Raw genomic sequence first — 24,566 nt, 5'->3', positions numbered from 1 at the left:
AACTCCTGTAGCCCAAGGTAATTCGTACTACCGCGACCGCCGGGACAGCCGCGACTCCAGAACGACGAGCGCGCCGAGGACAAGCACGGCAATGCCGATCACCCGCAGGCCGAGATCGGCGCCCGAGATGAACGCGGTGACGATCTCCCCCGCGCGACCGGGTGCGGCGACGGCGAGCGCCTGCGCGACCGTGTGCGGATCGTGTTCGGCGCGAATATCCTGCGGCAGCGCGGCGGCGAATCGCGCGGTGAGCACCGTGCCGATGACCGCGACACCGAGGGCGCTGCCGAACTCCCGGGTTGTCGCCTGCAATCCGGCGCCGACCCCGGCCTGCGCGGGCGGCAGCGAGCCCGCGATTGCGCCGGATAACGTCGGAAGGGCAAGCGTCACACCGATTCCCATGACGACAAGCCATACGGCGTATTCCGCGTACGGTGTCCGCGCGTCGCTCACGGACAGCCCGAGCAGTCCGCCGCCGACACAGCCGAAGGCCAGGGCGATGGTGGCGTCGAGGCCGATCCGCTCCGTCAAGCGCCCGACATGTCGCGCGCCGAGGATGATCGGCACGGTCAGCGGGATAACGCCGATACCGGTCCACAGCACGCCGAATCCCTTGGCGTACTGCAGAAATGACGCGTTGACATAGAACAGCGCGAACATTCCGAAGAACACCGCCGTCATGCCGAGGCCGGCGCTGCGCAGACCGGGAAGCCGGAACAGCCGGGGATCGAGCAGCGGGTGTTCGGCCCGCAGTTCCACGACCGTCCATGCCGTGAAAAGTACGGCGGCACAAACGAATCCGGTGACAACGAGCGGACTCCCCCAGCCCGCCTCCGGACCCTGCACGATACCGAGCAGCAGTGCGACCGACGCGCCGACGAGCAGCACCGCGCCGAGCGGGTCCAGCCTGCGGTCGTGCCGCGGCGAGACCGGCGCGATCGCCCCGACGAGCGCGGCGAGCGCCAGTGCGATCGGTACCGCGGCGGCGAACAACCACCGCCACGACCCGGCCGAAAGGATCGCCCCGCCACCGACATTGCCGATGACGCCGCCGAGACCGGTCATCGACGCCCAGGTGGCGATCGTCGCGCTCTTGCGTTCGGTGGGAACGGCGTGCAGCAGCACACCGAGCGTATTGGGCAGCACAGCGGCCGCACCCGCGCCGGTGATCGCGCGACCGGCCAGCAGCACAACCACATTCGGCGCGAACGCGGAGAGCAGCGCACCGGCGGCGAACAATCCGAGCCCGGTGAGCAGAACTCCCTTGCGCCCGAAGCGATCACCGGCCGCCCCGCCGGGAATCACCAGGCAGGCAAAGCAAATCACATAGGTGTCGACGATCCAGACCAGCGCCGAAGCGGATGGACGAAGCGCGTCGGCGGCGAGCAGCGGGACGGCGAGGTTGATCGCGGCGACCATGCCGACGACGAGCATGACGCAGGCGCACATGACCGCGAGCAGGCCGCCGGACCGTTCCCGCGACTCCGGTGGGCTGTCGCGGATCAATAATTTCAAAGGCATGGCCATCACGCTATGGACCTGGAAAACCTACGCGCGACGCAACTTCGGCAACAAATCCTTGCGTAAGATGCAACCATGCCCGAACAGCTCGACCTGAACCTGCTGCGCGTATTCGACGCGTTGCTGCAGGACGGCAGCGTCACCGCGGCGTCCGAACGCCTGCACCTGTCCATCCCGGCGACCAGCCGCGCGCTCGGCAGGCTGCGCCGGGCAATGGGCGACCCGATCCTGGTGCGTGCCGGCCGCGGCATGGCGCCGACTCCGTTCGCGCTGCGCACCGCGCCGCGGGTGCGGTCGCTGCTCGACGAGGCGGCGGCGTTGATCAGCGCCGACCGCTCGGTGACCATCGCGGAACTGAAGCGCACCTTCACGATTCGCATCAACGACGGCATCGCCGCGACCCTGGCGACGGTGGCCGTGGATGCGACGGCCGCGGCCGCGCCCGGCGTGACACTGCGTTTCGTCGCGGAGGGCAGCGAGAGCATCGAGGCCCTGCGCGACGGCTCGATCGACCTGGATATAGGCGCGAGCGATGCCGCGTCCCCCGATATCCGTACGGCCGTGCTGTATCGCGAGCGAATAGTTGGCATCGTCCGCTCGGACAGCCCGCTGGGCAGGCGCCGCCGCCCGACGCTCGCGCAGCTGTGCCAGCACCCACACGTCTCCGCCTCGCGCCGCGGACGCACGCGCGGTCCGCTCGACGATGCGCTGGAGGCCGCGGGGCTGCGGCGGCACGTGGCCGCCGTGGTGCCGACCCCCGCGGTCGCCGCATTCCTCGTCGCCTCCAGCCACTACGTCGGGCTGGTGCCGCAGCGCCTCGCCGAACAGTATGGGAAAACCCTCGGCATACGCTGGTTCCCCATCCCGGCCGATCTACCGGAGGTCGACGTGCGCCTGCTCTGGCATGCCCGGCTCGATGCCGACCCGGCGCAACGCTGGCTGCGCGACACCCTCCGCACCGCACTGAGCGGAAGCTACCGTGTCACACCATGAGCCGCGACATCGCGGTCGAGGCTTGGACTGTTCACGGTGACGGTGTCGATATGGCAGCTGCCACCGGTGCCGGGTTGCGGTTGCGTGATCCGGCCGCCGGTGCCGGTGTAGCTCAGTTCCGGGTTGCGGCAACTGTTCTCGTCCGGATCGCGGAAGGTGATGGTGGTGTCGGAGAAGGTGAGCGTGTCGGTGGCACTGCGCGCACCGTCCCACGGCTCGATCGCGAACAACGCCTGATTCTGCGCCTGGCCGCTCATATTGATCGAGTAGTCCACCGAACCCGCCGGCCCGGTGACGGTTTGGGTCCACACACCGGTCGTCTGGTTCAGCGTCATATCGATATCGAGCGGGTCACCGACGTTCACCGACATCGCCTGGCCCGATTTGCAGCCGGAGTAGTCGGGGTCGTTGCCGACATTGACGTATTGCGCCGAAATCCACCAGGTCGAGTAGGTCGGCGGCTGCGGGGTCGGGGCACAGGCATCGCCCCAGGTGAGCACGGGTTGCAGGACGCCGAGGCCGATCGGATCGTAGTTCCGGCCGCCGGCCCGCGGCTCGAGGCCGGGCCACAGGAACAGCGTTCCGATCTCGGCGGGCTGCGCCGGAACCGTGAAATGTGTTCGGAGGCGGATGATTTCGTTGGCCAGCGGTATCTTGAAGTACACCCGCGACTGCTGATCCGGCTGCAGCGGTTCCGGCTGCGTACTCGGACCGACAGGCGCGGCTTCGGACGTCGCACAGGCACCCGGTAATACGGCGAAACCTGTTGCCAAGAAACCGATTACAAATGTCACGGCGTAACGGGTCGCCGTGCTGCGCATGAGATTCACACTTGCACATGGAAGCACAGGTGATCGTGTGCGCGAATGGGGGCCAACTGGGGAGGTCCGCACCCGGATCTTTCGTGTCATGATTCGGGCAGCAATCCGGAATTTCGGCGGCCGTCGGCTGGGGCATCTTCTCGCGCAACGGTTCTCGCCCTCCGTCAGCCGCGCGGCGAGCAAGCGGGATATCTCCGGCGAGGTCGATACATCTCCCCGAAGCGAGGTCCCCTGTGTATCGCAAATATCTGCTGCCCGTATTCACCGTCTGTCTGGCCCTGTCACTCGGGCCGGGCTCGGTGGCCGTCGCGGCGCAAAATACCCAGCCGGTAACCGCCCCCGCGGTCACCGACCCGTACTGCTATGACGAATCCTCCTCACCCCAGGCCGATGTGAGCGACCTGGCCGCGGCCTTCTCCAGCTCGAACTGGATGCAAACCCTCCAGGGCGTATACCACCGCCGTTGGCCGAGTGGGGAAAAGCTGGCGATCGCCCAGGCCGCCGACCCCAACTGGAATCAGTTCGTCGATACCAGCAGTTTCAACGCGTTCGCCGAATCGATGATGGTGGCGATCCACGAGGAAACCCACATGTGGGATCTCGATTCGTCCAGGACCAACTGGGACCAGTACACCGCGGCCTGGATCAACGCCGACCAGCAGCTCACGAATGTGCCGCTGCACGACGGTTTCCCGCGCAAGGAAATCCTGCCGCTGATCGATGACGATTACAGCAACGATATGGACGGCATCTACCTGCGCGATCAGCAGCAGGGCGACTATCACCTGCAGGGCGTGACCGCGGAGTTGAACGCGGGCCTGATGGGACTTCCCGCGGTGACGGTGCTACAGGAATTCATCCAGGGCATCGGCGCCAGCAACGCCAGGGATATCGCGGCGACCAATCTCCGCTATCTGCTGCTGTATCTGCGTGTCGCCAAGAGCAACCACCCCGACTACTGGGAGCAGATCAAGAACGAACCGGCGCTGCGTGATTTCGTCTTGATCGAATTCCTGCGCACCGCCTACTGGCTGGATAAATCCGCGCCGTACACGGGTAAGCTCGGCAGCCCGAACGCCGACAAGGTCACCGAGAAGAACTATTCCTCCGAGAATATCTCGATACTGGAGGAGTTCACCGGCCACAAGGTTCGTCTCGATTCCCAAAAGAATTGCACCGCTCGAGCCGCATCTCAGTAGTCGATACGCAACCGCACCATGGGCAGCACCCCGACCGGTCTGCCCGTGGCGCGTTCGATGGCGGCGCGCAGGTGTTTCCACATTCGCGGATGCCTCTGACTGTAATACTCGAGCGCCGCAATCGAATCCGGCTCGGTCATCGGGGTCGCGGTCGCGGATGCCGCGCGCCGGAACCCGACCCAGATCCGAACCTGCGGATGGGCCAGGATATTTCGATACCACTGGGCCCCGGCGCCGAATCCGGACACGATGATGTACTCACCGGGTGCGGGACGGTCCACCACCTCGACCACCACGTAGCGGCGCTTCCCGCTGCGCCGCCCGAGATGTTCGAGCATGAGCATTCGGCGACCGAATACGAAACCCATTCCGGCACGGTAGATTCCGATCGGCGCGCGCACCATCCAGCGGGTACTCAGCGTATGGGCGCCGAACCTGGCGACCGTATCGGCGATGGTCATGATGTCCTCCGTTCGATCACAGCGCACGTTCGCGGACGACGCGGGCAACGTCGATCCGTCGCACGAAGCGCAGGGCGGGCAGTTGGGAGAGGGCGGCGGCCGCCAGCACCGCGGCGACCGCGAGCGCGGGGGCGACAACGCCCACCGAGAGGTGCATGGTGAACATGTCGCTGTTGAACGAGCGCAGGAACACCCAGGCCGCGATGAGTCCGGCCACTACGCCTGCTGGCACGGAAATGGCTGTGGCGGTGAGGTTTTCGATAGCCAGAGCGGTGGTGAGGCGACCGTTGGGAACCCCGGCGGCGCGCAGCGTCGCCAGCTCGGTCGTGCGCTCGGCGAGGTTGACGGTCATCGTCACGTAGATGACGGTGAACGCCAGCACCGCGCCGAGGCCGAGCATGACTCCGACGAACACCCAGAACAGTGACAGGAAGCTGTTCACCTCGTCCACGATGGCGTGGGTATCGCTGTAGGCGACCACACCGTCGATCCCGGTTATCGCGGCGCGGATCGCGCCCCGGTCGGCTCCCGGCGCGAATCGCAGCAGATAGCCGGGCAAGGCCGCGGGCGCGATCCGGCGGGCGGTATCGCCGGTGGCGTACAGCGCGGTGCCGAACGGCTCGTCGACGAGCGCGACCAGCCGCACCTGCTGCGATGTGCCGAAAGCCGCTGTCACCGTGAGCATATCGCCGACGTGCGCGCCGATCCGGTCGGTGAGCCCGGAGCCGGCGACGACCCCGTCGGCGGGCAGTCCGCTCGCACCCTCGGTGGTGCGGAAGCCGTGCATATCGGTATCGGGTCGCAGCCCGGTCAGCACCGTCGAATACGTTCCGCCGTTGGCGCGCACCGTGATCGGTGCGGACGATTCGGGCTCGGTGCCCACGACGCCGGGTACGGCGCGCAATCGGGCGTCGAGATCCGTTCCAGGCGTGACAAATACGGTGGCGTCCTCGCGATCCACCTGGCCGAACTGGATATCGAGGATCCGGCGCATGCTCGTCACCATGCCGACCGACGCCAGGATCAGCACCAGCGCGAGCACGGTGCCGAACATGGTCGCCAGCGTGCGGCGGCGGTCCCGGGTGAGCGACCGCACGGCCATCCTGGCCACCACCGGCAGCGCGGTCCAGCGGGCCGAGAGCCGGGCCAGCGGGCCGGGGCGCGCCGGGCCCGCGCCGTCGCCGCGCATGGCCCGCGCGGGTGCGGTGCGCGCCGCGGTCAGCGCCGGGGCCAGCCCGGCGACGCAGCCCGCGGCCAGGCCGAGCGCGAAACCTATTGCGGCGGTGTTGATCCGGTGTTCCACCACGGTGTCCGGAATGCCGACGGCCCCGGTGTATGCCGCAGTGACCGCCGAGGTCGCGACGGCGCCGAGCAGCACACCGGCCGCAGCGCCGACGGCCGCGACCACCGCGCCGTAGCCGACGTAGTGGCGCACCAGCGCGCCCGGACGCGCACCCATCGCCAGCAGGGTTCCGATAATCGGCCGCTCGGCACGAACGAGCCGGGCGATGAGCACGTATTCGGCGATCCCCGCCGCGACGAGGAACAGCAGCGGAAAGCCGACCGCGATTTCGGAGAACCCGTTGAGATCCTCGTGCAGCGCCGCGTCCGACGGCTGCTGCGCGCGGGTCGCGACATCGGTGGCTCCGGCTCTCCGCAGCAGTGCGGTCACTCGGTCACGATCGGCCGCGCTTGCGGCGGAAGACATTTCGATCAGCGCCTGATCCGGCCTTGGGCGGCCGGTCAGGCGCAGCGCCTGGGCCTGCGGCGCGAAAACGACGGCGAACGAATGCGGGTCGGCGATCACGTCCTGCCTGCTGCGCGCGGGCCACAGATATTCCGGTGAGCGCGCGATGCCGCCGACCGTCACCGCATGCCAGGCGCCGCCGTCGAAAATCCGGAGCCGATCACCGACCCGCAATCCGAAGGTGTCGGCGGCGTGGTGTTCGATCACGACGTCGTCGGGCCGCGCCGGGTCCGGTAACCGCCCCGCGGTGAGCGTCAGTGCGTCCACATCCGAATCTGGTTGCGCCGCAACACCACTCACTCTGCCGAGCAGTTTGGTGCCGCCGATCTCCATCGGCACGTCCGCCTGGACCCGCACCGCCGTGCGCGCCACCCCCGGCGCACCGCGCACCGCGGCCGCGAGCGCGCCCGGATCGTTGCCGGTGGCCACGAAATCCGCGAAATGCGTTCGCGCGTAGGTCTGTTCGTAGGATGCCGACAGGTTCCGGAACGAGTCGTAGCTGGCGATGAACAGCAGTACGCCCAGCATCACGGTGATCGCGATCGCCACCGCCTGCGCAGGTCTGCGCCGCAGGTCGCGCCGTATCTTGCGGCCGAGCAACCGATTCCGGGACAGCCACATCGCACTCACCACCGCACCGATGCCGCATCGGCCGGGACGGCGTTGCGGTCGTCGGCGACCACCCGCCCGTCCCGCATCCGGATGACCCGATCGGCGATCTCGGCGACGGCCTCGTTGTGCGTCACCATCACCACCCCGCGCCCGTCGCGTGCGGTGCGCTGGAGCAATTCGAGCACCCCACGGCCGGTCGCGACGTCGAGCGCGCCGGTCGGCTCGTCGGCGAGCAGCAGGTCCGGGTCGGTGGCCAGGGCGCGCGCGATCGAAACGCGCTGCTGCTGACCGCCCGACAGTTGCGCGGGAAAGTGGTCGGCCCGCTCGGCCAGCCCGACCGCGTCGAGCAACTCCCGCACGGCGCGGCGGTCGCCGCGACCGGTGAGTTCGATGATCACCTCGACGTTCTCCCGTGCGGTCAGGCTCGGTATCAGGTTGAAGAACTGGAATACGAAACCGATGTGTCTACGCCGGAACTCACCGAGATCACGCGGGTGCAGGCCCGAAATATCCTGTCCGGCAACAGTAACCGAGCCGTGATCGACCGGTTCGATCCCGCCGACGACATTGAGCATGGTGGTCTTGCCCGATCCGCTCGGGCCGAGTACCGCCACCAATTCCCCTGGTGCGACGTCGATATCGATATCACGGAGCGCGTGCACCGCGATATCGCCACTGCCGTAGGTCTTGTCCACCGCGTGCAGCCGGATCCCGCCGCGCGGGCCTGCTGCCATGGCCGAATCGTTCATTGTTCTACCCCTCCGGTCCCGCCGTAGTCGGACAAGCGTTCCTCCGCATTCGCTCCGGCCATGCGCGGTCTGCGGACGGCTTCGCCGACAGCACCCATTTGGCCGGTCAATCGGCGCAGCGGGCCGTCGACACCGGATTCGCCCAGTCGCGGATCGATCAGGCGATGCAGGATCAGCCCGTCGAGCACCGCGGTGAGCACCACCGCGGTCGCCGCCGGATCCGGCACCGAGCCGTCGAGCCAGGTCGCGACCGCGGCGCGGAATTCGCGGAGCACCTCGCCGAGCCCCTGTTGCAGGCGCTCGTATCGCGTTGCCGCCAAAAGCATTTCGCTGAATACACGAGTGTCCACATCGGCGGCGGTGTACAACTCGACGGCGTCGAGCAGGTAGCGCACCCCGGCCGCACCGGACCGGGTGAGCGCACCGTCGAGCACGCCCGCGCCCAGCTGCCGAGCCATCCGCAGTGCCGCATCGATCAGCAGGTCGTTCACCGAGTTGAAGTGGTAGTGCACCAGTCCGGGCCGCAGCCCGGCGCGCTCGGCGAGCATCCGGGTGGTCACCGCACCCCACCCGCGTTCGGCGATCAATTCGACCGCCGCATCCATCAGCCGGTCGCGGGTTTCCCGGCCCTGTTCGGCGGATGTCACCATCGCGCCCCCTCACCAGCAAGCCGTGTATTGGGCATTCACCTTGGGCGTATGCCCAACCCTACCAAAGTTTGGCAGTGTGCAACAGTTGCTTACTGCATTCTTTTTCGGAGCACGCGAAACCCGCTGCGCCGCTTCAGAAGTGGTAGCCCTCGATGACCGTCGCCGCGAGCGGTTCACCACCGGCGGCGCTGAAGGCGGTGAGCGCACGCACCAGGCCGGACCGGTCGGCGGCGGGCATCCGCTGCACCACGTCGGCGATTTCCGCGCGGCGGCGCGCGGTGACCGCGTCGACGACTTCGCGTCCCCGCGTTGTCAATTCGATGATCAGTTCGCGGCGCGACTCCGGATTCGGTTTGCGATCCAGCAGATCCGCCGCCACCAGCCGATCGACCATGCGAGTTGCCGTGGAGGGCTGCACATTCAACAGCCCGGCCAGCGTCGCGATCTTCGACGGACCGCGGGTCGACAGGATCACCAGCGTGCGGAATTGCGGGATGGTGATCGACTCGTCGACGTAGGCGATCGAGCGGGCGGACAGCGCGACCAACAACCGCGACGCGGTCATCAGAGCATCGGTGATCTCATCGACCGATTCTCCGGCCACCGCATCCTTGCCCACCACGACTACCTCCGTCACCATATTCGCCGGTTACCTCTATCCTGCCGTCTCATCTCGGCATGTGGACAATCTCGGCAATCGTGTCGCACTCAGGTAACCGGTGCATAAGGAAACTGTTGCACACTGCTTTGATCATGTAATGTCTCCGGCTCGTGGGTGTTCGTGCAGTTCCCCGGCCGCGCAAGGACGTATACGGATGGGGGTTGGTCACCGTATTCGGCGTGGTCGCGGGCTACGCCGCGGTGCTGCTCGCCAACCCGCGCCACTTCTACACCGACGACACCGAATCCCAGTACGGTCCGATGTGGGTCATGCTCGGGCGGCACCTGCGCGAGGCGCGTTTCCCCGGCCTGGTGCCGTGGGAGTGGATGTCGGGCAACTATTCGATGGAAGAGGCGGGGCTGTACAACCCGCCGCAGATGCTCGTCGATCTGATCGCGCCGTCGGTGGACAACCTCGCGGCCTACGTCACCGTCGTCAAGCTGATCTTCTCGATCATCGCCGCGCTCGGCGTATTCCGGATCTGCCTGGCCTACGGCGCCCGAGCCGCGTGGGCGGCCGTCGCGGCCGTCGCCTTCCCGCTCTCGGGCTGGTTCCTCTTCTTCGACGAGGCCAGCTGGGCCACCTCGCTCACCGGCACCGCCTGGATGCTGCACGCCTGGGCCTCGGCCGTGCGCTACACGCGCGGGCGCGGCGGGCCGATACCGGTATTCGTCTACCTCTATCTGGCCATCTCGGTCCAATACGTCTTTCCCGCAGTCGAATCCGCGCTCATGATCGCCGCCGTCGCGGCGGGCGAACTGGTGTACCAGCGGACCTGGCGGCCATCGGCCCGATTGCTGATGGTCGCCGCCTGTGCCGGGCTCGCGGGATTGGAAACCTATCTGCCGGGCATACTCTCCTCCGCGGTGACCTGGCGCGGCAACGAGCGGGTCATCAACGACCAATTCCTCACCGTGCCATGGTCGGAATCGCTGAACGCCAGCCTGCCGAGCACCGTACCCGCGTTCACCGGATGGTGGGGCTACGTACAACCGATGCCGATGGTGTACATCGCGTGGTTCCTGATCCCGATGCTGGCGTTCCTGGACTGGCGTGAGATCCGGCGCGTGGCACGGGAATTCACCGGGCCGATCCTGTTCGCCGTCATCTTCCTGATGTGGACCGCCGGGCCGGGCCGGATCGGTCCGCTGCGCTGGCCGGCCAGGGTGCTGCCGATGCTCGCGGTGGCGCTGCTGGTACTGGTGTGCGTATTCCTCAGTCGCTACGGGCGTTTCGCGGACTGGCGGCGGCGCGGTATCGCGGCCGCGGTGTTACTCGGCCTGCTGTTCATTCGAACATATTGCGCGGCACCGCATTTGATCATCCGGCATCTGATCGCCGTATGCGTCGTCGGCGCGCTCACCGCCGCGCTGGTATGGCTGGCGCACACCCGGGGCGGGGCCGTCGCGAGCGTGCTCGCCATCCTGGCCATGTTCCCGATCGCGTACGACCAGGTGCGGGCCCAGTCGCCGACCCCGATGTCGTACCACTTCCCGGAGCGTCGCTCCGAAATCGCCGCGACCTTTCCGCATTTCGATGGCGTGACACTGCAACTCGCCGACCGGGGCCTGGTCGGGCCGAAGGATCAGAGCCTGGCCGGCGCCTGGGGTTCGCTGGCATTCGGCAACTACGCCAAGAACATTCCACTGAACTACGTCAACGCCTACACCCCCATCGGCTACTCGGCGTTCAGCGCGATCCTCTGCATGGGCTGGGACGGCAGCACCTGCCCCGATGCCTTCCGCCGCGCATTCGCCACCGAACCGGCAACCGGCCGAACGATAGTGGACTTGATGAAGGTGGATCGCGTTGTGCTGCAACGCGTCCAGTATCCGGACGCGCGCAATCACCCTGCGCCGCCGGGCTGGAAGTGGGTCGACTATCCGGGCCACGACCGCTACATCTGGGTGCTCGAACGCGCGAACGGCCCGGTCTCCACGCGGAACGGTTTCATCGCCGACACCCGCGACGCCACCGCCGCACCGATCTCCAAGGATGGTATGACCAGCCGTATCCGCGTCAGCTCGCGGACCGGCGGCAGCGTGGTCTTCGCCCGCCTGGCGTGGCCCGGCTACCGGGCCACACTCAACGGGCACGACATCGGATTCCGCACCATCGCACGCACTTTCATCGCGGTGGACATACCACCCGGCACCGACGACGCCGAGCTGGTCCTGGCCTGGTGGCCGCCCGGCTGGAAGATCGGCATCGCCACCGCCATCGCTGGACTGGTCGGCCTCGGACTGCTGCAGTGGCGCTACCGCCGCACGCGACGCGGCGAACCGGGTACGCCACCCGCCGACCGGCCCGAAGACCGGTCACCGGCCGAACCGGACGCCCTGGTCCACGCGCTCGTGTAATCGCGCTGCGCCGCAGGCGATTCGCGAGCTACTGGTGACCGGGATGCGCGATGCGCCGGATCCGCGCCGAGCCCGGTGGCGAAGGTGTCAGCGGGCCGCGGGCTGCTGCTGGGTGATGCAGTGGATACCGCCGCCGCGGGCGAATATCTCCCTCGCGTCCACCGTCACCACCCGGCGTCCCGGATACGCCTCGGCCAGAATGTCGCGCGCCACCGCGTCGTTCGGATCGCCGAAGCCGCAGCAGATCACCCCGTCGTTCACCACGAGATGGTTGATATAGCTGTAGTCCACCCACCCCTCGGCATCGCGCAGCACTCGCGGCGCGGGCACTTCGACTATCTCCCAGGGCTTTTCATCGACATCGTGGGATTCCCGCAGTGCCGCGATCAGTTCGGCGGTGACCTGGGCGTCCGGATGGGCGGGGTCGCGTTGCGCGTGCACCAGCAGCCGCCCGGGGCCGGGACGGCCGCGACGATGTCGACATGCCCACGGGTACCGAAACGTTCGCTGTCCCTGGTGAGTCCGCGCGGCAGCCAGACCAGATGCCGCGCGCCGATGGTGCGGGCGAGTTCGGCTGCGACGGCGGACTTCTCGATGCCCGGATTGCGGCCCGGATCGAGCTGGACGGTCTCGGTGACCAGTACCGTGCCCCGCCCGTCGACCTGGATGCCGCCGCCCTCGTTGACCAGCGTCGAACCGATGAGCTCGGCCCCGGCCAGCCCGCCGACGAGCGCGCCGATGTGCCGGTCGCGTTCCCAGCGCGCCCAATCCTGGCCGCCCCAACCGTTGAACACCCAGTCGACCGCGCCGAGCCCGCCCTGCTCGTCCAGGACGAAAGTCGGCCCGATATCCCGCATCCAGGCGTCGTCGAGCGGCGCCTCGACGAGTTCGACCTCGGCGGACAGGTAGCGCCGCGCCTGCGCCCGGTCGGCCGGGTCGACGACGACGGTGACCGGTTCGAAGTCCAGTACGGCGTGTGCGACGGCGGCCCAAGCCGTTCTGGCGTCGTGCGCGGATTCGGGCGTATCGAAGACGCTCGCGCCCAGCGGCGGGAATGCCATCCAGATCCGTTCCTGCGGAGCGGTTTCCGGCGGCATCATCCAGGTCACGGCGTCTCCGATCCGTACGGTGCGGCGGCATCCACAGCGGCGGTGAGTCTTCCGTAGGTGTCGGGCCTGCGGGTGGTGAGGAAGGGGAACAGATCGAGCCAGTCGCGCCGCTGCGCCAGATCCAGATCGGCGACCAGTACCGCGGCGGCGGCGCGCGGCGCACGCACCAGAATCCGTCCGTACGGGTCGGAGATGAACGACGATCCGTAGAAGCACACACCGCCCTCGTCCCCGCAACGGTTCGGCACGATCATGAAAGTGCCTGCGGTGATGCCATTTCCGACGATGACGTGCCGCCACAGCGGTTCGGTGTCGAAGCTCGGAAAGGACGGCTCCGAGCCGATCGCGGTGGGGTACACCAGGATTTCCGCGCCGCCGAGCGAATACATCCGCGACACTTCGGGAAACCACTCGTCCCAGCAGGTCGGCAGGCCGAGCGCGGCGCCGTCCAGCGCGGCGGGCCGGTACACCGGATAGGCATCGGTGGCGGGGCCAGAACGGAAATAGGTGTCCTCGTAATAGCCGTCGGTGACCGGGATGTGCAATTTGCGGGTGCGCCCGAGTAATTCGCCCTCGGGCGAAACCAGGATCGCGGTATTGAAGCCGAGCCCGTCCGCGGCATCGGCGCGCTCGTACAGCGAGGCGTGAACCAGCACGCCGTATTCCTTCGCGGCCCGGGCCGCGAAGGTGAAGGTCGGCCCGGACAGCAAATCTTCCGCGCCGGCACCGGGATTCGCGCCCGCCCTGGTGTCGGCCGGGTAGCGCGAGAGCGTCAACTCCGGCAGGAATACCGCCCGCGCGCCGTATTCGGCGGCGATCCGGATGCCGTCGGCGAGCCGGGCGGCCAACTCGTCCGGATCGGCCAGCCAGCGATGCTGCACCAGCCCCACCCGCAGCGGCGGCCGGTGCGGCGCGCCGAGGCGGGCGAACGAAGGCGGTGGCGTGAGCGCGGTTTCGACCACATACGCCGGTTCGGTCATGGGATATCTCCTGATTCGATCGACTACGGCAGCGCGATGTACTTCGTTTCCAAGTACTCTTCGATGCCCTCCGTGCCCGCCTCCCGGCCCAGCCCCGATTCCTTGACACCGCCGAACGGCGCCGCGACATCGGAGATGACGCCCCGATTCACACCGACCATGCCCGACTCGATCGCATCGGCGACGCGCAGCGCGCGGTCCAGGTCTTTCGTGTAAATATATGCGGCCAAACCGAATTCGGTGTCGTTGGCGGCGGCGACACCGGCCTGTTCACCGTCGAAGCCGGTGATCGCGGCCACCGGGCCGAACACCTCCTCGCGCAGGATGCGCGCATCGGGCGGCACGTCGGCGAGCACGGTGGGTTCGTAGAAGTAGCCCGGCCCGGGCAGACTCGCGCCGCCGGTGGTGATCCGCGCGCCCTTGCGCACCGCGTCGGCCACCAGTTCGGCGACCGACTCGCGCTGTTTCGCGCTGATGAGCGGCCCGACCTGTGCGCCGTCGAGCAGTCCGTTACCGATCTTCAGCGCCCGCATCCGATCGGTGAGCCGGGCGGTGAATTCCGTGCGCACCGCGTTGTCGACGTGGAAGCGATTGGCCGCGGTACAGGCCTCGCCGATATTGCGCATCTTCGCCGCCAGCGCGCCATCGATGGCGCAATCCAGGTCGGCGTCGTCGAATACCACGAACGGCGCGTTGCCGCCGAGCTCCATCGAGGTCCGCAGCACCCGCGAAGCCGATTGCGCCAGTAGGGTTTTGCCGACGGCGGTGGATCCGGTGAAGGTCACCTTGCGCAGTCGCGCGTCGTCGAACAGCGGATCGGTCAACCGGGCCGCCCGCGCGGTCGGCAGGATCGATAGCACGCCCGGCGGCAGCCCGGCCTCGGCGAAGATCTGTCCGAGCAGCAGCATGGTCAGCGGCGTCTCGGCCGCCGGTTTCACCACCATCGTGCAGCCGGCGGCGAAGGCGGGCGCGATCTTTCGGGTGCCCATGGCGAGCGGGAAGTTCCACGGCGTGATCGCCAGTGCCGGGCCCACCGGCTGCTTGGTGACCAGAATGCGGCCACCGCCCGCGGGCGAACGGGTATAGCGGCCGTTGATCCGCACGCCCTCTTCGGCGAACCAGCGCAGGAATTCCCCGCCGTAGGTCACCTCGCCGTAGCTCTCCGCCAGCGGCTTACCCATTTCCAGCGTCATCAGCATGGCGAAGTCGTCGCGTCGCTCGTTGATCAATTCCCAACCGCGGCGCAGGATTTCGGATCGCACCCGGGCCGGAGTCGCCGCCCAGCCCGGCTGCGCGGCCGCGGCGGCGTCCATCGCACGCGCACCGTCGGCGGCGGTGGCGTCGGCGACCGTCGTCAGCACCTCCCCGTCGCCGGATCGAATACCGGGAAGGCGCCGCCGCCTGTCGCGGGCAGCTGTTCGCCGCCGATCCACAGGCCGGTCGGCACGGCGGCGAGCAGGTCGGCCACCTCACGCATGACGAATTCTCCTCTCTCGGTGGAACATTCAGGCACTGGCTCGTAGTGCGTCGGCAAGCACGCCGATGCCGTCGGCGAGCAGGTCCGGCCCGATCACCAGCGGCGGCAGCAGCCGGATGACGTTGCCGTAGGTGCCGCAGGTCAGCGTCAGCAAGCCCTGCGAGAGTGCGTTGGCGGCAACGGCTTTGGCGAGTTCCGGGGCGGGTTCGGCGGTGCCGGGACGGACCAGCTCCAGTGCGAGCATGGCACCGCGCCCGCGCACGTCACCGACAACGCCTGTCTCGGCAGCCAATTCGCGCAATCGGGGTAGCACCACCGCCTCGATCTCCCGGGCCCGCGCGGGCAGATCCAGCTCGCGCATCACCCCGAGCGTGGCCGAGGCAGCCGCACAGGCCACCGGATTTCCGCCGTAGGTGCCGCCGAGCCCGCCCGAGTGCACCGCGTCCAGCAGTTCGGCCCGTCCGGTGACCGCCGCGAGCGGCATACCACCGGCGATGCCCTTGGCCATGGTGATCAGATCGGGCACCACGCCCTCGTGCTCGCAGGCGAACCACGCTCCCGTGCGGGCGAATCCGGTCTGCACCTCGTCGGCGATGAAGACGATCCCGTGCTCGCGCGCCCAATCCGACAGTGCCGCAAGGAAACCCGGTGCCGGAACGATGAAACCGCCCTCGCCCTGTATGGGTTCGACGATGACCGCGGCGACAGCATCGGCGCCGAGCTGTGTTTCGATCCGGGAAATGGCCCGCCGCGCCGCCATCGCGCCGGTCAACCCGGGCTCGTCACGATACGGATAGGACATCGGCATCCGGTAGATCTCCGGCGCGAACGGCCCGAACCGCTCCTTGTACGGCATATTCTTCGCGGTCAGCGCCATCGTGAGATTCGTGCGGCCGTGGTAGGCGTGGTCGAAGGCGACGACGGCGGTGCGGCCGGTGGCCAGCCGCGCCACCTTCACCGCATTCTCCACCGCCTCGGCGCCGGAATTGAACAGCACGCTGCGCTTGTCGTGGTCGCCGGGGGTCAGCGCGGCCAATTCCTCGGCCACCCGGACGTATTCCTCGTAGGGCGTCACCATGAAGCAGGTGTGGGTGAAACGCGCGGCCTGCTCGGCGATCGCCGCCGCCACCGCGGGGTGGGACGCACCCACCGAGGTGACCGCGATACCGGAGCCGAGGTCGATGAGCGAATTGCCGTCGACGTCGACGAGTACGCCGCCGTCCGCGTCGGCGGCGAAAACCGGTGCGGTGGAACCGACTCCGGCGGCGACGGCGGCCTTGCGGCGGGCGGCGAGCGCCGCCGAGCGTGGGCCGGGCAGTGCCGTGACGAGCTTGCGGCGCTGCGGCAGGCGATGGGCGAGTTCGATCATTCGGCAGACTCTCCAGTCGAACAGATGGGTAAGTTTTCGAAACCGATTCGGCCGCAACCGGATCAGGCCGCTTCGGATACCAGCGGCGCGGGTTCGGCGAATTCCCGGCCGAGCGGGCCACCGCGGAAGAAGTCGGGATTGCGCCAGCGGGCCACCAGCATCAGCAGCCCGCCGAGCAGCAGGATGCCGAAGCCCATGAAGAACACCAGGCCGATGCCGCCGATCGAGGCGCCGCTGCCGTTGTCCGGATCCATGCTCTCGCGCACCGACACCACGAACACCACGGCCAGCATGATCCCGCCGATCAGCGGGAAGAGGAGTTTGAAGGCGATATTGCGCGCGGAGGCGAAAAGCTCGCCGCGGAAATGCCATACGCACGCGAAGGCGGTGATGCCGTAGTACCAGCAGATCATGATGCCAAGTGCCGCAACGGTATCCACCAGCACCCTGGTCGAAAGCAGCGAAGCGGCGGTGTAGAAGGCTCCGGTGACCACCCCCGCGACGACGGTGCCGAACACCGGAACCCTGGATCGCGGGCTCACCGCGGCGAATCGCCTCGGGAAGGCGCCGTACACGCCCATCGCCAGCACGGTGCGGGCGGCGGGCAGGAAGGTGGTCTGCAGGCTGGCGACCGCGGAGGCCAGCACGGCGAGCAGGAGCAGCGGCCCGGCCCAGCCGAGCACCGGATCGGCCAGCGCGCCGAAGACATTGTCGGCGTTGCGCGCGTTGCCGAGGCCGAGTCCGGATTCGCCGACCCCCGCGTACATCATCACCGCGACCGTCACCAGCAGATAGGTCGCGAGAATCGAAAGTACGCACAGCATTCCAGCGCGGCCGGGCACCCGCTTCGGATCCTTGGACTCCTCCCCCAGCGTCAGGCAGGTGTCCCAGCCCCAGAAGGCGAAGATGGATCCGGTGACGCCGATCATGAAGGCGCTCATGGTGATTCCGGTGAACGGGTTGAACCAGTCCAGCCGGAAGTCGAGTCGCGCGGGCGCGTCACCGGAGCAGGCGCGCACCAGCGCGGTGATCGCGAAGACCACGAGCACGACCATCTGGAAGCCGACCAGCACCTGCTGCAACCGCTCGCTGGTGGTGATGCCGCGGCTGGAGATCAGCGTGGCCGCCGCGACCAGTGCCAGCGTGGTCAGGATGTTCACCGCGCGGTTGTCGGCGAGTTCGGCGATGCCGGGATGGCCGGATATCCGGGCCACGAACAGGTATCCGAATTTCACCGCGATGGCGGCCAGATTCGACAGGACGATCACGGTCGCCATCACCATGCCCCACCCGCACATCCAGCCGACGTAGGGCCCGAATGCCTTGGTGGACCAGGTGAACGACGCCCCGCAGTCGGGCATCCGCGCGTTCAGCTCGCGATAGGCGTATGCGGTCAGGAACATCGGGACGAATCCGGCGAGCACGATCGCGGGCATCTGCAATCCGACCGCGGCCACGATCAATCCGATGCTCGCGGTGAGCGTGTAACCGGGCGCGACCGTCGAAATGCCGAGCACGGCACCGGAAATCGTGCCGACGCTACCCGGCGCCAGTCCTTTGTCGACGGGCTGCTGCCCCGCGCCGTTGCGGGGTGCGCTGATGTCCATTCGTATTCTCCTTGCCCGGCAACGACTTCCGAAGAAGGCACGGGACGACGCCGATCGGCCCCGGATCCCGAGGCCGACGCGAGAACGCGCTCAGTCGTGCGCGCTCATGACATGCTTGATCCGGGTGTATTCCTCGACGCTGTAGACCGAGAGGTCCTTGCCGTAGCCGGAGTATTTGAATCCGCCGTGCGGCATCTCCGCGACGATCGGGATGTGGCAGTTCACCCACACCGCGCCGAAATCCAGTGCGCGGGTGAGCCGTTCGACGGTGCCGTGATCGCGGGTCCAGACGCTGGCGGCCAAGCCGTAGCGCACGTCGTTGGCGAGGCCGACGGCGTGGTCGGCATCGGTGAACGGCTGCACGGTGAGCACCGGGCCGAAGGTCTCCTCCTGGACGATCGGGTCGTCTTGGCGGACTCCGGTGATGACGGTCGGTTCGACGAAGAATCCCTTGTCGCCCAGTCGTTTTCCGCCGGTCACCACGGTGGCGTGTGCGGGCAGCGCGGCCAGCCTGCCCATGACCGCGTCGAAATGGTTGCGGTTGTTGAGCGGTCCGTAGAAGGTGTCCGGGTCGTCGGGCAGGCCGGGCCGCAGGCTCTGCGCGCTCTTCACCAGCGCGGCGACCAGCTCGTCGTGGACCGACTCGTGCACCAGCACCCGGGTGGCCGCCGTACAGTCCTGGCCCGCGTTGAAGAAGGCCGCCTGCGCGATACCGTTGGCCGCCTTGGCCAAATCGGCATCCGGGAACACCACCACCGGCGCATTGCCGCCGAGCTCCAGATGCGCGCGTTTCACCTGCTGGGCCGCCGACCCGGCCACCGCGATACCGGCGCGCACCGATCCGGTGATCGACACCAGCCCCGGTGTCGGGTGACGCACCAGCTCGGCGCCCGTATTCGCATCGCCGAGAACGACATTCAGCACACCGTCGGGCAGAATGCCGCGGCTGAGCCGGGCCAGCGTCAGCGTGCTCTCCGGCGTGGTATCGCTCGGTTTGAGCACGATCGTATTGCCCGCGGCCAGGGCGGGCCCGATCTTCCAGACCGCCATCATGAAGGGGTAGTTCCACGGAGTCACCTGCGCGACAACGCCGATCGGCTCGCGCCGCACATACGAGGTGAACCCCGCCATGTACTCACCCGCCGCGCGCCCCTCCAGCAGGCGGGCGGCGCCCGCGAAGAATCGGATCTGATCGGCGCCGACGGCGATCTCCTCCGCCGCGATCACCGCCTTGGGCTGTCCGGTGTTGCGGCACTGGGCCTCCACCAGTTCGTCGCTGTGCTCGTCGATCGCGTCGGCCAGCTTCAGCAGCGCCGTCTGGCGCGCGCCCGGCGTTGTCCTGCCCCAGGATTCGAAGGCCCTGGCCGCCGCGGCCACCGCGGCGTCGACGTCGGCGCGATTCGAGATCGGCGCCCGTCCGACGACGGTCTCGTCCACCGGATTCACCAGGTCGAGGGTTTCGATGGCCGACGATGCCACGAACTTGCCGTCGATGTAGTTCTCGAGCACGGGACTCGACATGTATTCACCGTCCATCCATCTGAGCGTGCTGTGTCGTTCGTCTGGGCACCAGTGTGCGCCACGACACATTCAGCCCACCCTTGACGAAATGGATAAGTCTGGGCAGAACTTTCGCCGTTTTGTACACTCCGGGCGATGACCGTCTCCGTGGAATGGGTGTTGCGGCAACCCGATCTGGCCGTGCGGCTGCGCGGTGGCGCGGCCGGGGTGCGCCACGATATCCAGCTCGTCGTCACCACCGAGCTGGAAAATCCGTTCCGGTGGCTGTCCGGCGGCGAACTGGTGCTCACCACGGGGATGCGGCTGCCGAACGGCGTCGAACGGCGCACCGCCTATCTGCGCGGGCTCGCCGAGTGCGGGGTGGCCGGGCTCGGCTTCGGCACCGGCCTCACCCATGCCGAGGTGCCCGCGGATCTGATCGCGGCGGCGGACGCGATCGGTCTGCCGGTTTTCGAGGTACCGCTGCCGATTCCGTTCGCGGCCATCGTCAAACGGGTCACCGCGCGGATCGCCGAACAGCAGTACGACGCGGTGCTGCGCGCGTCGAACGCACAGCCGAGGATGACGAGGGCGCTCATCAGATCCGGTGCCGACGCCATCGTCGCGGAGCTGGCGAAATCGTTGTCCGCCACGGTGATCGTGTTGGATCCGGACGGTGCGGTCGTCGAATACCAGCCCGGCAGAACGGATCCCGGCCTGGTGCGCACGGCGCGCGAGGCCGCCGCCAGCGGACCCGCCAGCGGCGTGCGCACCGATCCGTCCGGTGCGTCGATCACCCACCAGCGCATCGGCGTCGGCCGCCGCAGGCACGGCGATCTGGTGGTGGTGAGCGCGGCGCCGCTCGGCCATGTCGACCAGATCCTGCTCGGTCACGCGAATTCGCTACTGGCACTGGACTTCGCCAAACCGGCCCGGCTTCAGGCCACCCAGCACCTGCTCAATGCCCAGGCGCTGGCGCTGCTACTCGGCGCCGACACCGATCCGGAACCGGCGTGGGCGCAGTTGACGCAGGCCGCCGACCCCCAGGGGCTGATCCGGGTGCTCGCCGCCGAATGCGATACCGAGGAGGCGGCCGACGCGATGCGAGACGCGGCCGAGGACGCCGTGATCCGGGCCGGGCTCCCACTATTCCTGCATCGCACAGGGCATCTCGTACTCGTGGTGCTACCCGCGGCGCGGGCCGTTCCCGTCGCACATCGGGTGAATGCCCAAATCATCGGCGGCACACGGCGGTTCATCCGAGCCGGACTCGGCGCCGCGCATCCGGTCCGCGAGCTGGCGACGGCGGTGTCGGGCGCCAGGACGGCCGCCGCGGCGGCCGAACGCGGCGGCCCCGTCGTGGAATCCGGCTCGCTGACCCTCTTGTCGCATGCCGCCACCCGGGACGTGCTCGCGTCGATGGCCGTCACCGTATTGCGCCCGGTACTCGACTACGACCGGGCGCACGGCACCGAACTCGTCGTCGCACTGCGAACCTTCCTGGAGGCGAACGGACACTGGGACGCGGCGGCCGCGGCATCCGGCGTGCACCGGCACACGCTGCGCAAGCGCATCGGCACGGTGCGCGACCTGCTCGACCGCGATCTGGACAGCGCGCGGGTCCGCGCGGAACTGCTGCTCGCGCTGCTCGCCCACGGCGACTGAGCTACGGATTCCACGGCAGAGATCGAAAAATCGACGGAATTCGTTGTCTGTCGGCCCGCCGAGAGACGTATTCGATCTCGAAGCACCACGGTGCGGATTGTCCGCGACGCCGTTCTTCGGCAGGATGCCCACCGTGACCGACCAGGAAATCAACCGCCAGGCCCGCCCGATGCTCGACGAGATCTCCAAGCGGATCATCGCCCAGCTGCAGGAGGACGGCCGACGGCCGTACGCCACCATCGGCAAGGCCGTCGGTCTGTCCGAGGCGGCCGTGCGGCAGCGGGTGCAGCGGCTGTCCGACGCGGGCGTCATCCAGATCGTCGCGGTCTCGGATCCCTTGCAGGTCGGGCTATTTCGGCAGGCGATGATCGCGATCACGGTGGACGGCCCGCTGCGGCCGGTGGCCGACGCGCTCGCCGCGATGGACGAGATCACCTACGTGGTGGAATGCGCCGGACGCTACGACATCCTCTGCGAGGCGGTGTGCGCCGACGACGCGGCGCTGCTCGAGCTGGTATCGGACCGGCTGCGCAGGCTGGCGCAGGTGCGGCACGCCGAGATCATGGTCTATCTGGAACTCCGTAAACAGACCTATCGATGGGGCGCGCGTTGAGCTACGAAATCCGTAGCTCGTGTGCCATTCGGCAACTGTTTCTTGCAATCTGAGCGCCTATCGGCAACCGATTCTGTTGCGGACCCGTAAATAGTTGTGGCATAAACGGAGTCCTCCCCGCCCTTCCGGTCCGCTCGCTAGGAGTCCGCACATGACCGTCACCGATCCGCATCCCACGACCAGCCCGGATGCCGCGCGCATCATCCGGGACAACATGTGGCTGCACTTCACCCCGCACACCGGGCTCACCGGCGCCGATGTACCGGTGATCGTCCGCGGCGACGGCGCCTACATCTGGGACTCGACGGGACGGCGCTACCTGGACGGCCTCGCCGGACTGTTCGCGGTACAGGTCGGGCACGGCCGCGAAGAACTCGCCGAGGCGGCCGCCCGGCAGACCCGCGAACTGGCCTACTTCCCGCTGTGGGGCTACGCCCACCCGACCGCCATCGAACTCGCCGAGCGCCTGGCGAATGCCGCGCCCGGCGACCTGAACCGCGTCTTCTTCACCGTCAGCGGCGGCGAATCCGTGGAAACCGCATGGAAATTGATCCGGCAGTACTTCAAGGCCACCGGAAAACCCACCAAACACAAGGTGATCAGCCGGTCGATGGCCTATCACGGCACCTCGATGGGCGCGCTGTCGATCACCGGAATCCCCGGAGCCAAGGCCGATTTCGAGCCGCTGGTGCCGAGCACCCAGCGCGTTCCGCACACCAACTTCTACCGCGCCACCGAGCACGCCGACGATTACGAGGCGTACGGACGCTGGGCCGCCGACCGAATCGAGGAGGCCATCCTGTTCGAGGGCCCCGACACCGTCGCCGCGGTATTCCTGGAACCGGTGCAGAACACCGGCGGCTGCTTCGTCCCGCCGCCCGGCTACTTCCAGCGGGTCCGCGAGATCTGCGACCGCCACGATGTGCTGCTCGTCTCCGACGAGGTGATCTGCGCCTTCGGCAGGCTCGGATACGACTTCGGCGCAAAGCGTTTCGGCTACCAGCCGGATATCGTCACCACCGCGAAGGGCCTCACCTCCGGCTACGCGCCGCTCGGCGCGGTGCTCATCAGCGACCGCATCATGGAACCGTTCCAGCGCGGGTCCACCTTCCTGCACGGCTCCACCTACGGCGGGCATCCGGTGTCCTGCGCGGTCGCGCTGGCCAATCTCGACCTGATGGAGCGCGAGGATCTCTACGGGCACGTCCGCGCGAAGGAGGCGGCCTTCCGCGGCACGCTGGAAAAGCTGTACGACCTGCCGATCGTCGGCGATGTCCGTGGCACCGGCTTCTTCTACGCGGTCGAACTGGTGAAAGACAAAGCGACCAAAGAGAAATTCACCGACGAGGACGCCACCCGCATCCTCAAGGGCCATGTCTCGCACGCACTGTTCGAGGCCGGCCTGCACTGCCGCGCCGACGACCGCGCCGAACCCGTCATCCAGCTCGCGCCGCCGCTGATCTGCGACCAGCAACAATTCGACGAGATGGAGCGGGCGCTGCGGTACGCGCTCACCGGCGCGTGGCAATTGCTCTGAGCCGCAACGGAATCCATCATCGCTGCCGGTAGGCGTAGTAGTTGTAGCTGCGCACGCGCTCGAAACCGCACGATTGATAGAGGTGCAGGGCGTCGTCGGTGACGGCGTCCACCTCCAGCCAGATATCGCGCGGGCCGCGGTCGCGGATGTCTTTCACGACGCCGGTGAGGATCAGGCGGCCGACGCCGCGGCCGCGGTACGCGGCATCGACGGTCAGCCCCATGATGCAGACGCTGTCACCGGTTTCGAAATAGTCGGCCTTCCCGATCGGCCGTCCCTCGTGCAGCGCCAGGAGACCGCGCACCTTGTCCTCGGCGATATTTCGGGCGTCGAACCAGGTGACCTCCGCCAGCGGCATGCCGAAACCGTCGGCGGTCAGCGCGCGCAGGATCGGCAGATCGTCGACGGTGGCACGGCGGAGCTCGAATCCGTTGCGCCGCACCGGCACAACCGCACGGTCGGCCGGATATATCAGTTTGTGTTCGACATGGTCCGGTGTCGCGCGCAGTGCGTCGGCGAATCGCTTGCCCGGCACCGACGCCGCGTCGACGATCAGCAGATACGACTCGTAGCCGAGCCGGGCGCCCTCGGCCATGGCGGCGGCCCACAAGCGCCGAAAGATGCCGCGGCCGCGGTATTCCGGATGGACCATGCCGCTGAGCTCCGGGCCGGGCGAGGTGAAGGTGCCGAGAAAGCCGACGAGCCTGCCGCGGTGGTAATAGAGCAGGTAGTGCCTACCCGGGCGATGCTCGTCCGAGGTCAGGCGCGACCAGATCAGCCGCACCTCGATGCCGTCGAATTCGTCGACGGCTCGGGCCAGTTCGCGCAGTTGATCGTATTCCGCGGGCCGCAGGAAGGATCGGGCTTCGATCCCGTGTAACTCCGTCATCTGTCCGGACTTTCGTGATTCGCGCAGGGGCGGCGCACCCGCCCCT

18 protein-coding genes and 2 pseudogenes are annotated in these 24,566 nt (G+C 68.0%); 6 read left to right on the top strand and 14 right to left on the bottom strand.

Features of this window, described 5'->3' with window-relative positions; all coding sequences use genetic code 11:
• Positions 1 to 27: 27 nt before the first annotated feature.
• Positions 28 to 1,521 carry an MFS transporter gene (locus F5544_RS17920; RefSeq protein WP_203217585.1) on the bottom strand — a complete coding sequence of 498 codons (1,494 nt, stop codon included), beginning with the start codon at positions 1,519 to 1,521 and terminating at the stop codon, positions 28 to 30.
• A gap of 75 nt (positions 1,522 to 1,596) precedes the next feature.
• Here F5544_RS17920 and F5544_RS17915 point away from each other — a divergent pair, with 75 nt between their 5' ends.
• Entirely contained in the window at positions 1,597 to 2,514 is a 918-nt protein-coding gene (locus F5544_RS17915; RefSeq protein WP_167474240.1) for a LysR family transcriptional regulator, read from the top strand.
• Here F5544_RS17915 and F5544_RS17910 read toward each other — a convergent pair.
• Positions 2,496 to 3,287 (bottom strand): hypothetical protein, encoded by a 792-nt coding sequence (locus F5544_RS17910; protein ID WP_167474239.1) that lies wholly within the window; start codon positions 3,285 to 3,287, stop codon positions 2,496 to 2,498. The two genes, F5544_RS17915 and F5544_RS17910, sit on opposite strands and share 19 nt — an antisense overlap.
• A 281-nt stretch (positions 3,288 to 3,568) precedes the next feature.
• Between F5544_RS17910 and F5544_RS17905 the strand changes: the two genes are divergently transcribed.
• Complete coding sequence (locus F5544_RS17905) at positions 3,569 to 4,534, top strand: hypothetical protein (protein ID WP_203217584.1); 966 nt, start codon at positions 3,569 to 3,571, stop codon at positions 4,532 to 4,534.
• Here F5544_RS17905 and F5544_RS17900 read toward each other — a convergent pair.
• The 5 genes from F5544_RS17900 to F5544_RS17880 form a co-directional block, all read right to left on the bottom strand.
• On the bottom strand, positions 4,528 to 4,995 hold the full coding sequence (locus tag F5544_RS17900) for a nitroreductase family deazaflavin-dependent oxidoreductase (RefSeq protein ID WP_167474238.1): 468 nt from the start codon (positions 4,993 to 4,995) through the stop codon (positions 4,528 to 4,530). The genes F5544_RS17905 and F5544_RS17900 overlap by 7 nt on opposite strands.
• A 16-nt stretch (positions 4,996 to 5,011) precedes the next feature.
• Positions 5,012 to 7,363 carry an ABC transporter permease gene (locus F5544_RS17895; protein WP_167479289.1) on the bottom strand — a complete coding sequence of 784 codons (2,352 nt, stop codon included), beginning with the start codon at positions 7,361 to 7,363 and terminating at the stop codon, positions 5,012 to 5,014.
• A gap of 5 nt (positions 7,364 to 7,368) precedes the next feature.
• The gene (locus F5544_RS17890; protein WP_167474237.1) at positions 7,369 to 8,088 is read right to left on the bottom strand and encodes an ABC transporter ATP-binding protein; all 720 of its coding nucleotides are present in this window, start codon (positions 8,086 to 8,088) and stop codon (positions 7,369 to 7,371) included.
• A gap of 11 nt (positions 8,089 to 8,099) precedes the next feature.
• A complete protein-coding gene (locus F5544_RS17885; protein ID WP_167474236.1) occupies positions 8,100 to 8,753 on the bottom strand; it encodes a TetR/AcrR family transcriptional regulator in 654 nt (217 codons plus the stop codon).
• Between the two features lie 133 nt (positions 8,754 to 8,886).
• Positions 8,887 to 9,393, bottom strand: coding sequence for a MarR family winged helix-turn-helix transcriptional regulator (locus F5544_RS17880; RefSeq protein WP_167474235.1), 507 nt, complete (start codon positions 9,391 to 9,393; stop codon positions 8,887 to 8,889).
• Positions 9,394 to 9,524: 131 nt separating this feature from the next.
• Here F5544_RS17880 and F5544_RS17875 point away from each other — a divergent pair, with 131 nt between their 5' ends.
• On the top strand, positions 9,525 to 11,774 hold the full coding sequence (locus F5544_RS17875; protein WP_238847305.1) for a YfhO family protein: 2,250 nt from the start codon (positions 9,525 to 9,527) through the stop codon (positions 11,772 to 11,774).
• 87 nt (positions 11,775 to 11,861) lie between these two features.
• Here F5544_RS17875 and F5544_RS17870 read toward each other — a convergent pair.
• The 6 genes and pseudogenes from F5544_RS17870 to F5544_RS17845 all read right to left on the bottom strand — a co-directional run bounded on the left by F5544_RS17870 (position 11,862) and on the right by F5544_RS17845 (position 19,837).
• Positions 11,862 to 12,883: pseudogene (locus F5544_RS17870) on the bottom strand (agmatine deiminase family protein).
• Complete coding sequence (locus F5544_RS17865; protein ID WP_167474234.1) at positions 12,880 to 13,863, bottom strand: nitrilase-related carbon-nitrogen hydrolase; 984 nt, start codon at positions 13,861 to 13,863, stop codon at positions 12,880 to 12,882. The pseudogene F5544_RS17870 and the gene F5544_RS17865 overlap by 4 nt, the downstream one beginning before the upstream one ends.
• Before the next feature lie 23 nt (positions 13,864 to 13,886).
• Positions 13,887 to 15,340 (bottom strand): annotated as a pseudogene (locus F5544_RS17860) (NAD-dependent succinate-semialdehyde dehydrogenase).
• Positions 15,341 to 15,368: 28 nt separating this feature from the next.
• Positions 15,369 to 16,709, bottom strand: a complete 1,341-nt coding sequence (gene gabT, locus F5544_RS17855; RefSeq protein ID WP_167474233.1) for a 4-aminobutyrate--2-oxoglutarate transaminase — start codon at positions 16,707 to 16,709, stop codon at positions 15,369 to 15,371.
• Between the two features lie 62 nt (positions 16,710 to 16,771).
• Complete coding sequence (locus F5544_RS17850) at positions 16,772 to 18,316, bottom strand: APC family permease (protein ID WP_167474232.1); 1,545 nt, start codon at positions 18,314 to 18,316, stop codon at positions 16,772 to 16,774.
• A gap of 90 nt (positions 18,317 to 18,406) precedes the next feature.
• On the bottom strand, positions 18,407 to 19,837 hold the full coding sequence (locus tag F5544_RS17845; protein WP_167479287.1) for a gamma-aminobutyraldehyde dehydrogenase: 1,431 nt from the start codon (positions 19,835 to 19,837) through the stop codon (positions 18,407 to 18,409).
• A gap of 135 nt (positions 19,838 to 19,972) precedes the next feature.
• On the opposite strand from F5544_RS17845, the gene F5544_RS17840 reads away from it, so the two are divergent.
• The 3 genes from F5544_RS17840 (at position 19,973) to F5544_RS17830 (ending at position 23,631) form a co-directional block, all read left to right on the top strand.
• Positions 19,973 to 21,481: a PucR family transcriptional regulator gene (locus F5544_RS17840; protein WP_167474231.1), complete on the top strand. Its 1,509-nt coding sequence runs from the start codon at positions 19,973 to 19,975 to the stop codon at positions 21,479 to 21,481.
• 124 nt (positions 21,482 to 21,605) lie between these two features.
• Complete coding sequence (locus F5544_RS17835) at positions 21,606 to 22,094, top strand: Lrp/AsnC family transcriptional regulator (RefSeq protein ID WP_167479286.1); 489 nt, start codon at positions 21,606 to 21,608, stop codon at positions 22,092 to 22,094.
• Positions 22,095 to 22,245: 151 nt separating this feature from the next.
• A complete protein-coding gene (locus F5544_RS17830) occupies positions 22,246 to 23,631 on the top strand; it encodes an aspartate aminotransferase family protein (protein ID WP_167474230.1) in 1,386 nt (461 codons plus the stop codon).
• A 16-nt stretch (positions 23,632 to 23,647) separates the two neighbouring features.
• On the opposite strand, the gene F5544_RS17825 is transcribed toward F5544_RS17830, so the two are convergent.
• Positions 23,648 to 24,520, bottom strand: coding sequence for a GNAT family N-acetyltransferase (locus F5544_RS17825; RefSeq protein ID WP_167474229.1), 873 nt, complete (start codon positions 24,518 to 24,520; stop codon positions 23,648 to 23,650).
• Positions 24,521 to 24,566: the final 46 nt, after the last annotated feature.

Origin of the sequence: Nocardia arthritidis (genome assembly GCF_011801145.1) — a bacterium.
Lineage (GTDB): Bacteria > Actinomycetota > Actinomycetes > Mycobacteriales > Mycobacteriaceae > Nocardia > Nocardia arthritidis_A.
This window is presented reverse-complemented; position numbering and strand designations above follow the sequence as displayed.